At 49.6% G+C, this 12,683-nt stretch carries 12 protein-coding genes; 5 read left to right on the forward strand and 7 right to left on the reverse strand.

All coding sequences use genetic code 11. From position 1 onward, the window contains the following. Positions 1-12: 12 nt before the first annotated feature. The 6 genes from pseG to pseB form a co-directional block, all read right to left on the reverse strand. Positions 13-1,497 carry a UDP-2,4-diacetamido-2,4,6-trideoxy-beta-L-altropyranose hydrolase gene (gene pseG, locus K3G39_RS00285; protein WP_220624169.1) on the reverse strand — a complete coding sequence of 495 codons (1,485 nt, stop codon included), beginning with the start codon at positions 1,495-1,497 and terminating at the stop codon, positions 13-15. Position 1,498: 1 nt separating this feature from the next. Beyond that, complete coding sequence (locus K3G39_RS00290) at positions 1,499-2,308, reverse strand: cytidylyltransferase domain-containing protein (protein WP_220624170.1); 810 nt, start codon at positions 2,306-2,308, stop codon at positions 1,499-1,501. Further along, positions 2,302-3,069: an SDR family NAD(P)-dependent oxidoreductase gene (locus tag K3G39_RS00295; RefSeq protein ID WP_255593670.1), complete on the reverse strand. Its 768-nt coding sequence runs from the start codon at positions 3,067-3,069 to the stop codon at positions 2,302-2,304. The genes K3G39_RS00290 and K3G39_RS00295 overlap by 7 nt, the downstream gene beginning before the upstream one ends. A 17-nt stretch (positions 3,070-3,086) precedes the next feature. Further along, positions 3,087-3,986, reverse strand: coding sequence for an aldo/keto reductase (locus K3G39_RS00300; protein ID WP_220624171.1), 900 nt, complete (start codon positions 3,984-3,986; stop codon positions 3,087-3,089). After that, positions 3,974-5,170: a UDP-4-amino-4,6-dideoxy-N-acetyl-beta-L-altrosamine transaminase gene (gene pseC / locus K3G39_RS00305; protein WP_220624172.1), complete on the reverse strand. Its 1,197-nt coding sequence runs from the start codon at positions 5,168-5,170 to the stop codon at positions 3,974-3,976. Before pseC ends, K3G39_RS00300 begins: the two co-directional genes overlap by 13 nt. Positions 5,171-5,364: 194 nt before the next feature. Next, positions 5,365-6,384: a UDP-N-acetylglucosamine 4,6-dehydratase (inverting) gene (gene pseB / locus K3G39_RS00310; RefSeq protein ID WP_220624173.1), complete on the reverse strand. Its 1,020-nt coding sequence runs from the start codon at positions 6,382-6,384 to the stop codon at positions 5,365-5,367. Between the two features lie 304 nt (positions 6,385-6,688). On the opposite strand from pseB, the gene K3G39_RS00315 reads away from it, so the two are divergent. From K3G39_RS00315 to K3G39_RS00335, 5 genes are all read left to right on the forward strand, one after another. Beyond that, complete coding sequence (locus K3G39_RS00315; protein ID WP_220624174.1) at positions 6,689-7,786, forward strand: DUF563 domain-containing protein; 1,098 nt, start codon at positions 6,689-6,691, stop codon at positions 7,784-7,786. Positions 7,787-7,907: 121 nt separating this feature from the next. Beyond that, positions 7,908-8,576, forward strand: a complete 669-nt coding sequence (locus tag K3G39_RS00320) for a hypothetical protein (protein ID WP_220624175.1) — start codon at positions 7,908-7,910, stop codon at positions 8,574-8,576. Positions 8,577-8,916: 340 nt separating this feature from the next. Further along, entirely contained in the window at positions 8,917-9,270 is a 354-nt protein-coding gene (locus K3G39_RS00325) for a hypothetical protein (protein ID WP_220624176.1), read from the forward strand. Between the two features lie 78 nt (positions 9,271-9,348). Further along, the gene (locus K3G39_RS00330) at positions 9,349-10,590 is read left to right on the forward strand and encodes a S41 family peptidase (protein WP_220624177.1); all 1,242 of its coding nucleotides are present in this window, start codon (positions 9,349-9,351) and stop codon (positions 10,588-10,590) included. 48 nt (positions 10,591-10,638) lie between these two features. Next, on the forward strand, positions 10,639-10,848 hold the full coding sequence (locus K3G39_RS00335) for a hypothetical protein (protein ID WP_220624178.1): 210 nt from the start codon (positions 10,639-10,641) through the stop codon (positions 10,846-10,848). A 17-nt stretch (positions 10,849-10,865) separates the two neighbouring features. Here K3G39_RS00335 and K3G39_RS00340 read toward each other — a convergent pair whose 3' ends face one another. Continuing rightward, entirely contained in the window at positions 10,866-12,491 is a 1,626-nt protein-coding gene (locus tag K3G39_RS00340) for an AMP-binding protein (protein ID WP_220624179.1), read from the reverse strand. Between the last annotated feature and the right edge of the window lie 192 nt (positions 12,492-12,683).

Genomic DNA, 12,683 nt, shown 5'->3' on the forward strand with positions numbered 1-12,683 from the left:
TCTGTTTCTAAACTATACCCTGGCCTTTGGCTGCCAAACAAATCGGAAAGCTGTTGGATGTGCCGGATCGGCATTTCCGTAAGCAAAACCGGCTTTCTCAAATGACCGCACAGAGGCTTTGTGATCCTGTTGCACCAGTCCTTCTACGAGCTGCACATCAGGCCGGTCCTCCAAGAGCTGCTGTATACCTTTGAGCAACACGGTGTGCCCTAGTCCATTGCCCCGGAAATCTGCCGCAATCAGGTAGCTGATCTTGGCTGTGCTGCTGTTGATGTCAAATCGGATATGGGCGGCTGGTGTACCGTCTGCTTCAGCAAGATAAAGGATGGTGTCGGGGTTGTCAAGTTTGGCCTGAAACCAGCGGATATGATTTTCCAGCGGAATGGGCTCAGAATTGAACGAGTGCCGGCGAACCTCCGGGTCATTGGCCCAGTCAAAAAGCAGGTGCAGGTCTGCAGGTTTAGCCAGCCTAAGTTTCAGGTTAGTGGCCAGATTTAAGCCTCGGAAAAAGGCCAGCAAACGCTCCGGACTTTTGCCGTCAAAGTACTGCCGCTGCGTGGTGAGTTGTGCTGTAAACTCCTCTTCGCTTATACCTTGCTGCAGTGCTTTCGAGAGGTTAATGTAGTGTTTGGCTATACCTGTTGTTGTCAGGAATTGGTACATACCTGCCTGGTTGTCGGCAGTTTGCTTCACAAATAGCAGTCCGCCTACGGCGGCATATTCATAAGAAATGCCACTGGCGGAGGTGATGGCAGCTTGGCATTTGGACATCAGGCGGCACAGACTTTCGGCGGAAAGGTCGCGGTGCAGTTTGGCCTGGGGCTGGTCTTTCAGATGCTGCTTCAGTTCGTACATATGGGTATAGGCGCTGCCTACTACCACTTCTATTTGCTTCACGGCAGGTATAGCCTGCAGCGTTTCCAGTGCCTGCAAGGTATGATTATCCGGATCGGCACCGCCCATGCAAACCAGCACACACAGCTCGCCTTCAGGTATAGTCCGGTTAACTTTGGCGGCTCTCAGGAAAGCGGGGCGGAGCAGCGCATAGTGCGGACCCAGCAGCAGTCGGGTATAGGGTACAGTCTTGTAAAGTTCCGGTGCCACACCACCCGCCTGGTTGATCACCGCATCCGCCACGAAGGTATAGGCATGAATATCGTCAATGCAGACAAGTGCCGCACCACGGGATTTTATATTTTGCTGATAAGCAGTGCCAAAGGTATAGCCATCCAGCACCACGATCTCTTCTTCAGAAACATAGGCGTCGAGTTCATGCACAAAACGATCAGCATCTGGCTCAGCAGGAGGAAGCACAATGATACCGTCGGAGATTTCCAGAATACGCTCTTGCAGCGCCTGGTCAGGCGACTGAATAGCAAACACGCACTCAAAATCCTTGCGCAGCATGTGCACCAGCGCCAGTGAGCGCGTGACGTGCCCCAGTCCGATGCGGCTGTTTCCGTCTGCCCTGACAATGATGCGTGTTTTCCTGTTCATGCTATTGTAGTTTTAGCAGTGCTCGGGTAAATCCTCCGGCCTGCAGCAGTTTTCTGGCAGCTGCCAGTTCCTCTTCTTCAGTCACAAAAACCTGTCGTTGCGAATTGCCCGCGTTTATTTCCTGCAGCCAGGGGTGCTCCTGTAGCAGTCTTTCAATCTGCTCGTGCGATACCTGGTGACCTGGTTTCCAGAGCCGCTCCATAATCATAGAAACCAATACGTAGTCCGTCGGATAGTCTACGGTCAGGCGCAGCTGTTCGATGGGAGAGGTATAAGGCAATGCTTGCCTCATGAAACTGGTATCCCTTCTGATATAGGGCGTCACGTGCTCCCGGTCGGCGGCTTCGGTAGCCAGTGCGTCGGCTGTTTCCAAGGTATGTCGCGTGAAAACTTCCACGTTGGTACCGAGCGGCAGGCCTGATGTGATGATATAGTCTGAACCTGTTGCAATTAGCTGCGCTACCGCCTGGTCGATCGTTACCGGCATCACAAAAGGGTTATCCCCGGTCAGGCGTACGATCACATCCAGCTCAAAAGTCTGGGCGGTCTGCAGGAAACGCTCCAGCACATCATCTGCTGGGCCGCGCAGGCAAGGTATAGCCTTCGCCTCGCAGAAAGCTTCAATGGCATCATCAGCGCTTCGGGTGGTAGTGGCGACGATCGTTTGCTGCAAGGCTGTCGCGTTACGGGCATTCGTTACCACATGCTCCAGTAGACTAGTTCTTCCGCTGAAAGGAAGCGGTAGCAGTGCCTTGCCCGGCAAACGTTCTGAACCCAGGCGTACCTGTATAATGGCGCCGACCTTTACCATGCCGTCCAGCCTCCGTCCAGCACCATGTTCTGACCTGTCATATAAGCCGAGGCGTCAGAAGCCAAGTAAACGAAGGCGCCCTTCAGATCATCCGGCTGCCCGATGCGCCCCAGTGGGTTCTTGCGCTGGAGTTGCTCTATAAATCCTTCGTTCTGCTGCACCTGTTCGCTCGGGAAAGGCCCTGGCGTAACGGCATTGACAGTGATATTATACTTGCCCAGGTAGCAGGCGAAGTAGCGTGTGAGTTGTAGTACACCGGCTTTGGCGGCTCCGTAGTGCGGCGGATTCAGGAAAGCCGGGCTGTCGTCGTAGATGCTGAAATCCGGAGAAACCATACCGTACATGGAAGACACGTTGATGATCCGTCCGCCGTTCTGTTTCAGGTATGGGATCACCTCCCGGATGCAGCGGTACACACTGTTGAGGTTGCCGTCGATGCCGTAAGCCCATTCTTCATCCGTGAGCTGCTCGGGCTGCTGTCCTTTGGAGTAAAAGGCGTTATTCACCAGCACATCAATCCGGCCTTCTGCCTGCTGTACCTGCGCAAAAGCGGCTGCAACAGTGGCTATATCTGAAATATCGCAGTAGGCGAAGGCAATCTTCAACCCGGTATACTGATCAAAAGCCTCTCTGAATTTCTCCTCGCTCCGGCCCAGTACATAAACGGCGGCACCGGCTTCTGCTAGTCCCAGGCTGATGGCGGTGCCCAGATGGCCGTAGCCGCCCGTAACGAGGGCCACTTTGCCCATTAAAGAAAACATATCAGTCAGATTGCTGCTCATCGTGCGGGCCACTTGTAGGGTAAAAGTATAGTTTCGTTTTCTTCTTTCAATTCTAAAAGCGCAGTATAAAGTGCTTCGGGCAGCGTTGTGCTGCTATAGCGGATATTCTCCTGCAGGGTCTGTAGACTCTCCACACCGATCACCACCTGTGAAATATAGGGATTTGACAGCGCAAAAGCCAGACAAACCGCCCCGACCGGGACTTGATAGGCGTTAGCCAATTGTTGTAGCCGCTCCAGTTTGGGTGAAGCCTCCTGCAGGTATGGCGGCAGCTCGGTCGGCTGCATGAAAAACAACCCCTGCAGGTATACAGAGCGCACATGCGTCTCGATCCCCCGCTTTCTCAGCTCAGGCAGCAGCTCTTCGAAGCGCCTGTCGAAGATGCTGTAGGGAAACTGAAGGATATCGATTTTCGCCTCCTGCTTTAGCAGCGCTTCGGCCTCGGCCGGATGATAGAGTGATACTCCCACCTTCTCTGCCAAGCCTGATGCCTTGAGTTGCTGTAAGTCGTCGAGTGCCGATGGTTTGTTGCTATAGCTGGCGTAGCTGTGCAGCAGGTAGCCGTATAACTTCACCATACGCAATTGCTCCAGCGATTCGTGACATGCCTGAGCGATGCTTTTATCCGGTTGGTTGGGCGGGTACTTGGAGATGATGCGGAAGTTATCAGGGGAGGTGCTGAGCACGTTGCCCAGACATTGCTCACTGCTGCCATAGGCTGCTGCCGTGTCCAGGGTGTCTATACCTGCATTGTGCGCTTCGGCCAAAATCCCGGCCACCTCCGTCTCCGGCACCTGTCCGCGCTGGTTGCTGATGCCGTAGGGGAGCCCAAATTGCGCCGTGCCCAGGATCAGCCTGTGTGTATGTGCCTGACCCGTCAAACTTATTTGTGGCAAAACTCCTTCACCTTCTCAATCACGTATTGCTGCTCTTCATCCGTCAGGCTCGGGTACATCGGCAGACTCAGACACGCCTCGTAATAGCCTTCAGCCTTTGGGAAGTCACCTTTCTTGTAGCCCAGACTGCGATAGTAGGGCATGGTGTGGGCCGGGATGTAATGCACCTGCGCAAAGATGTTGTGCTCCCGCAGATAACCGTAGAGTCCTTTGCGATCGGCCACCTGGATCACGTATAGGTGGTAAGCGTGGCCTGTCTTACTTGTTTCTGTCAACGCCGCCGGATTAGTGCCCAGCACCGCTATACCTTCAAAACCTGCAAAAGCCTTGTCGTATACCTTGGCAATATGCCTTCTTCTGGTCATGCCTTCGTCAGCGCGGCTTAGCTGGGAGAGACCCAAGGCGCAGAGCATATCGGGAATTCTATAATTGTAGCCTAGTTCCTGCATTTCCATGTACCACCCGCCGTGATTTTCCTCCAGCAACTCCGGGTCGCGTGTGATGCCGTGGGTGCGGTAGAGTAGGAGTTTTTTGTAGAGTTCTTCGTCGTTGGTGGTCACCATGCCGCCCTCGCTTGTGGCGATGTGCTTCACAGGGTGGAAAGAAAAGATGGCCAGCTCGGCAAAATTACCGTTGCCGCAGAACTGCTTTTTGCCTTTGCTATCAATGAAAAAACCGCCGGGGGAGTGGGCCGCGTCCTCAATGATCCAAAGCCCGTGCTCGTCGGCGAGCTTGCGCAGCTCCTCCAGGTTCACAGGATTGCCGGCGAAGTCGACAGGGATGATGCCGCTGTAATAGCCTTTTGGCTTGTTCTCCACCATTTGACGTACCTTGGCAATGTCGATCAGGGCAGTGTTCGGGTCGATGTCAGCAAACTTGATGGTGCCGCCGCAGTAGCGCACGCAGTTGGCCGAGGCCACAAAGGTGATGGGCGTGGTAATGACACGGGAAGACTCGTTCACGCCAAGTGCCATGGCACAGAGGTGTAGCGCAGCCGTACCGTTGCTTACCGCCACAGCATATTTGGCGCCCACATAGCGGGCAAAAGCCTGTTCAAACTCTGCCACCTTCGGCCCCTGCGTCAGGAAATCCGATTGCAGCGTCTCCACCACCGCCTGAATGTCGGCCTCGGTAATGTGTTGTCGACCGTAAGGTATAGGGCGTATATGCTTTTCGTTTTGCATAGAAGAAGTTAAGTGCTGAAGCGTTAAATTGCTTTCGGTGATATATGAGTGGTCCAACGCCGTCTGCTTCATGATTCCCTTGTCATTTCGATCCTTGGAAGAAACTGAGATAGCGTAGTGACTCTGCAATAATCCAGATTCCTCAATTCTTTCGGAATGACAGCCGGAATCTAACAATTCACTCATTCACTACTTTACACACTAAAATTCGGGTCTACGTGCTGACGGATCTGGTCGCGAAGCTGCTCTACGCTGAGCCATTCGCTGTTGGTGCCGGAGTTATACTTGAAACCCAGTTCGACCATCTTGCCATTGTGCGCTTTCATAAAATCCTCGACCGTCCAGAGCGGAGTAGAAGGCACAATCACGTAGTACTTATCCAGCTCCACAGTGTTCAGGGAGTCGGTTTCGGTAATCATTTCTTCGTGCAGTTTCTCACCCGGACGTATACCTACCACTTCCTGCTTGCAGTTCGGGCCAATAGCCTCGGCCAGGTCGGTGATCACATAAGAAGGAATTTTCGGTACGAAGATCTCACCGCCCCAGTGGTGTTCCAGCGCATGGAAAACCAGTTCTACGCCTTCTTCCAGTGAAATATTGAAACGGGTCATCTCCGGGTGGGTGATCGGCAGAACACCTTCTTCACGTTTCTTCAAAAAGAAAGGCACCACCGAACCACGGGAGCCAATCACGTTGCCGTAACGCACCACCGAAAACTTGATGTCGCGCTTGCCTTTCATGTTGTTGGCGGCTACAAACAGCTTATCAGAGCAAAGTTTGGTAGCACCATACAGGTTGATCGGAGCAGCTGCTTTGTCGGTAGAGAGGGCCACGACATGCTTCACGCCGGTGTCAAGGGCGGCGTTAATGATATTTTCGGCACCCAGCACGTTCGTTTTGATGCACTCCATTGGATTATATTCGGCGGCCGGCACCTGTTTCATGGCAGCGGCGTGTACTATAATATCAATGCCTTCGCAAGCCCGTTTGAAACGATCGCCGTCACGCACGTCGCCAATAAAGTAGCGAACAGAATTATATTTGCTGTGGGGAAATACCTGCGACATTTCGAACTGCTTCAGCTCGTCGCGGGAATAAATCACCACCCGTTTCACGTCCGGAAAACGGGCGTATACCATCTCCACGAACTTCTTGCCAAACGAGCCCGTGCCGCCTGTTACGAGTATAGCTTTATTATTTAAGTCTAATGCCATGCTTACTTTTTACTTTATACCAGGCCAAAGGATGTGTAACCCATGCCAAGGTGCAAGTTAAATATTTAATTGTTGATCTGTAATTGTTAAATGGGTGGATGTTTAATTTATAGTTGCAGGTTGGTTGTTGCCTGGGGATATTGTTATTTGCTGTTTATATATTGGGAGATTAATTGTTGATTGCTGGTTGTTAATTGTTGTTTGTGCAGGATTGCCAATAATAGATTGCCGGTGCATGATTCTGAGAGGTTGTGACCTGTTCCTACGATTATTAACTCCTAAAATTCCCATACTTCACTGTTTCATGTTGAAAAAAGCTTTTTTCGGGTTACTTCATACGCTGGGTTATTACTCCCGCTATACCTCGGTGTTGCATCATCCGGGCAAACAGGTACTTATTCCCAGCTATGTGCTCGATTTTGATGAAGAGGAGAAAGCTTTTCTGGAGGACTCAGCCCGCAGCTTCAACTACGCCATCGACTATAGCCTGGGTTACCGGCAGAAAGAACAGTATTTGATACAACTGCAAGATGTGGAGGTGCTGGGCAACTCCGGTGCTGTGGTGCTGGATGGGAAAATTGTGGTGGAATCAGTGGGGGAGGTGAGCCGGTTGGCCAAATCGGATGCATTTAAGGAAGTATCGCTGCTGCTGCCAAATCAAAAGAAAGGTCGCTATACCTCCGTGCTTTTTCTGCCCTGGGCTGAAAATAACAACTACCACTGGTTTTTTGACTGTCTGCCACGGCTATACCTGGTGCTGGAGCATTCGCAGGAACCGATCAGGGTGATCATGCGCCGCGATATGGCCGCTTACCAGCTCGACACTCTGCAATTTATACTGAAAGACTACCCACAAGCTGAAGTGGTCTACATAGGCAAACACGAAATATGGCGGGTAGAAGATTTCGTGCTCTCTTCGTTTGTGGCCAATGCGCAAAGTGGCTATCTGCCCCGCGAGATAGCTGACTGGCTGCGGCACAAGGTATGGCAGGGATATGGAGTACAGCAAAGCAACCGCAAAAGACGCGTGTACATCAGTCGCGCAAAAGCTAAAACCCGCCGTGTGCTGAATGAGCAGGAACTGTTGCCATTGCTCGACAGGTTTGGCTTTGAAGTAGTGCGGGCAGAGGAATTGACCTATCAGCAGCAGGTACAGCTCTTCTATGAAGCCGAGGCAGTCATTGCCCCCCACGGCGCCGGCCTGACCAACCTGCTTTTCTCGGAGCAATGCCAGGTACTAGAATTTCATCCCGCCAACCTGATCAAGACCCACTATTTTTTACTCTGCAAAGCACTTGGGTTCAGGTATAGGGCAGTAGTTGGTACAACAGGGGATAAGCTGGAGAACTATATCGTACCGGTGCAGGAGGTAGAGGCATGGTTGGAAGGTATAAGAGCTTAGGTATATTTAGTTAAATTGGAGTTAAATAACGGATGTTCAGGTATAAAGTGCATTCGCAAATAGGCCGATATGCTAAGGAATAGACTTCCGTTAAGCTGGGAGTTAGTAAAAAATTTAAGCAATGAAAGATAAAGCCCTGCCATTTGTCTTACTCTTTTTACTCTCGGTTAGCAGCAGTGCATTTAGCCAGGGCGCAGAAGAAAAAATACGCTTTCATATTGCTCCCTTTAATTTTTTTGACCCGATAACAGGTGTTTTGCAAATTGGTGTCCATAAGAATTTGCATAAGCGATTGGCATTGTCTTTAGACCATGGGTTTAAAATGCAGACCTTTCGGACTCTCGTAACGGACGGTGAAAGCGAAAGGAAGAATTACAGATACTCTAAAACGAAAGCGGAGTTAAAATACTTTATTGGGAAAAACGCATCGGTTTCTTCATCTTACTTATCCGTGGAAGGTATGTATTTCCCGCAGAAATATGTAAAAGAGAATGATTATCTGAAGAGAAATAATACTTCTTACCGGTATGATTATTCGGATATAAACAGGACCGTCTGGGTTACAAGTTTAAAGTATGGGATAGAGATTAAAATCAACAATTTTGTACTCGACCATTTCTTTGGTGTAGGGCTAAGACGACTTTCTATAAAGCACCAACCTTTTGGGCTAACAGCGGACGAATATTTTGCAGAATCTGATGTCTGGTTTCCGCCTATTGACCGAAAAGAAGGAGTCTTTTACCGACCGCATGTATCAATGGGAGTTAAGGTAGGCTACATCGTAAGGTAATATTTTTATCAACCACACTTCTAAGACAGCTACTCCACCTTATAGCCAAACATGCTGTGCAGCCGGCCTGGGACAATTCGGACATATAATGACAAATTATATCTTACTCAATAAAGCCAAGTTAATTAGGACATTCGTTTGGACAGCAATAATTCTGACGATCGCGTTTTGCATTTTGGTCTATTACAACTGTGAAAGTGGAAGGTGCTATTACAGTTCAGACTTTATTTTTGGACTTATCACGACTTTATTCATCCTGCCCACAATCTTAATAATATTAGAGACAATACAGGGCTGCATTGAATATCGAAGGACTGAAAAATTCTTCAATAGCATTCCTATGAGCGAGCTATTTGAAAATGGATTCAAAGCAAGCTTGACCGAAAAGGAAAGCCAATGGTTCATGTCCAGACTAAGCCTTGTGGGACAATTTGATAATTACAACATGATTTGTGAAGTTGAAAATGGGAGACTTCGGGTAACAGCAAAGACAAACTATGCCCATTTGGATAAGTGGGACGACAAAGACATAGACTCCATTCAGCAATCATTCAGGCATGTAAGGTTTGAGTATGACGGAGATGGAATTGCAACTTCTTTGAAAGTAAGTGAAGTAAAGCAAATGACTTACAACGGTCTGGAGAGTCATTTAAAAGAATTCATAAAGATGTTGAGGAAACTAAGAATCGAGTAAAACAGGCACTATAAAACAAAACCCAAAAGTAAACTACCCCACCCCAAAGCAGAGTCCGTTCCCAACTACCACCAACCCATGAAACAGCTATACCTCGTCCTGATCATCATCCTGAGCATTCTTTCCGGCTGCTCCACTTCATCCCCCAACTTCCAGAATATTTATATCAACGATCTGGAGCATAACCCAGCCGGGTACCTCGCTAATTTCAAAGAGATCCATGCTATTGTCGAGAGTCAGCATCATTATCTAACAAGCAAAGGAATTCACACCGACTCGCTGTTTGACAACTACGCTGCCTTGCTATCAAAAGCGGAGGATAACACGACTTATGGCAAGTTGATACTTCAGTATTTCAGTGAATTGCAGAACGGACATTCGAGCGTGTATTTCAGGCGAAACTTTGTAAACTGCGATGCGGCTTTAGTAGAAAACCGGGTGTTCTTCACGCGTGTCCGGGATGAGCGTTTTAGAAAAGCAGGTATACAAGAGAGAGATGAGATCCTTGAAATTGATGGGATGCCGGTGCTGGATTGGCTGGAGCGGGAGAAGGCTTATGTATACGCTTCAACAGGGCAAGGCAGAACAGCTTTGACTGTCAATAACAACATTTTTAGAAGTTACTTTAAAGATTCGCGTCGCTTTTTAATCTGGACAGCAGACAGTTTGAAAGAAGTTTCTGTGCTCTTTGATGAAAGCACTTACATACCTGTGCCGGATTATACCTTAACAGCAGGTAAGAGTCTGACAGACCAGATTGGGTATATCGCGATCAATGGCATGAAAGGCGATGTGGTAGAGCAGTTTCTGGAGCATTACTTAAGCCTGAAAGACAAACCTTATCTGATCATCGACCTCAGGTATAACAGAGGCGGAAATTCAGCTTTGTGCGAAAAAATGGCGACTTATCTGGTTAAGAAAAAACACAGGGCCAGTGTGTCAACCAGGTCAATCAGCCCGGACCCGGAAAGCTATAAAGGAAAACTGTTCGTGCTGACGAGCGGCTATACCTTCTCGTCAGCCGAAAGCTTTGCCATTGACTTGTGGGAAGGCGCTGATGCTACGCTTATCGGAACGCCAACCCACGGCGATACCGGCAATGGCGCTTCGAACTTTGTAACCAGTCAAGGTATAGCCTTTCGTATACCTACCCGAGAGCCAAGAGTTTCTGCGGGTGGATTCCCGATGGAAGGGAAATCCATACCTCCTGCCTATCTGGTAGAACTCACTGTGGAGGACTTCCAGAAAGGAGAAGATACGGTTTTGAACTATACCTTGCATTTGATCAAGCAAAGTATAGAACTTAAAGCCGAAAAATAGTATATTGAATTTCTCAGGCCCTGTAGACAAACCTAAACGTATCAAAACATGAAATTTCTGAAGATCCTATACCTGGTATTTGCTGCTTCCATGTTAGTCGATTTGATTAGCTCCTTCAATACCACACAAGAAGTGTTCAGGGTATTATTCTGGGAGACGAATATTTGGTGGTACAGGATCTACAAACTCTCTTTCCTGTTGCTATTTGCTTCAGCTTTCTGGGAGCAACAGAAACGAGAGAAGTTAAAAAGTCAATAAGCTGAAGGCTTCACTTTTCAAGCTTCTTCCACCAACCTCAGTTCCCGGGTTGAGATTTCCCGCATCTCCATTTTACGGATCTTACCTGTTACAGTCATCGGGAAATCCTCTACAAACTTCCAGTACTTTGGTATTTTGAAAGTGGCAATCTGCCCTTTGCAGTAAGCCGTAATGTCTTCGGAGGTGGTATAGAAACCCTGTCGGAGTTTCACCCAAGCCATTACTTCTTCGCCGTATTTGTGGTCCGGCACGCCAATTATGTGCACATCCGAGATCGCCTGGTGGGTAAGCAGGAACTCTTCTATCTCGCGCGGGGCAATGTTTTCGCCTCCCCGTATGATCAGGTCTTTGATGCGGCCCACCATCTGCACATAGCCTTCCTCGTCCATCACGGCCAAGTCGCCGGTGTGCATCCAGCCATTTTGCAGTACCCGCGCCGTCGCCTCCGGCATATCCCAGTAGCCCAGCATCACTGAATAACCACGGGTGCAGAGCTCGCCTTTCTGGCCGCGTGGCAAGATCAGACCAGTCTCTGGGTCTACAATCTTTACTTCCAGATGCGGGTGTACCTTGCCAACAGTCGACACACGTTTTTCCAGCGGGTCGTCCAGCTGGCTCTGCGTCGAGACTGGTGAAGTTTCAGTCATGCCGTAGCAAACAGTTACTTCCCGCATGTTCATCCGCGACTGCACTTGCTTCATGGTTTCGATGGGGCAGTTGGAGCCCGCCATCACGCCGGTGCGCAGCGTCGAGAAGTCGTATTGAGAAAAGTTCGGATGCTCCAGCTCGGCAATGAACATGGTCGGCACGCCATAAAGTGAAGTGCATTTTTCAGCCTGCACAGTCTGCATCACCTGTTCCGGATCAAAGGTCTCGGCCGGGATAATCATACAGGAACCGTGCGTGATGCAGGCCATATTCCCTATCACCATCCCGAAGCAGTGGTAAAATGGCACAGGTATGCACACCCGGTCCTGCTCGCTATACTTCAGCGTTTCTCCGATAAAAAAGCCATTGTTGAGGATGTTGTGATGGGAGAGGGTGGCGCCTTTGGGCAAGCCGGTTGTGCCCGAGGTATACTGAATGTTGATGGGGTCGTCGAACTGCAGGGTTGCTTCCCGCTCTGCTAATTCCTGATCCGTCACAGCTTGACCGGCTGCAATAAAGTGTTCCCAGTCACGCTCCATGATCACGGTGCGGGTCGGATATTCACAATCAGGACGAATGTGGTTAAGCATTTCCACATAGTCAGTTTTTCGGAAGTAATGCGATGCAATGAGCAAACTGATCTGGCTTTGCTTCAGGGCATACTTCAAATCGTTGGTTTTGTAGGCTGGATTGATGTTAACGAGCACCGCACCCATCCGGGCGGTAGCAAATTGTACCAGCACCCATTCCACCCGGTTAGGTGCCCAGATACCCACCCGGTCGCCCTTTTGTATACCATACGCCATCAGACTTTTGGTTACCTGCGCTACCTGCTCCCATAGCTCCCTGTAAGTAGCGCGGTAATTTTGGGTGACCATGACGAGGGCTTCGCGGTCGCCAAACTTTTCTACTGTGTTGCGCAGGCTCTGTCCGATGGTTTCACCGCGCAGCGGCATGGAGCTCACGCCATGGCTATAGGAGGGGGTGCTGTTCATGAAATTTTTCTTAAATTCTGAAGAGGATTATACCTGATGTGAGATAGAATCCGTGTTTAGACATTTAAGTTACAGATCGACTTCCATAAAAGCACGTGAAATGTTGCTAATTTGCTATAGCTGGAGTTTGGCACAGAGGCACATCTTATACCAGCTTCTCTGGGAAACGTTAGCAGGTATAGAGGTTAAATA

Source organism: Pontibacter sp. HSC-14F20 (assembly GCF_019599265.1).
Lineage (GTDB): Bacteria > Bacteroidota > Bacteroidia > Cytophagales > Hymenobacteraceae > Pontibacter.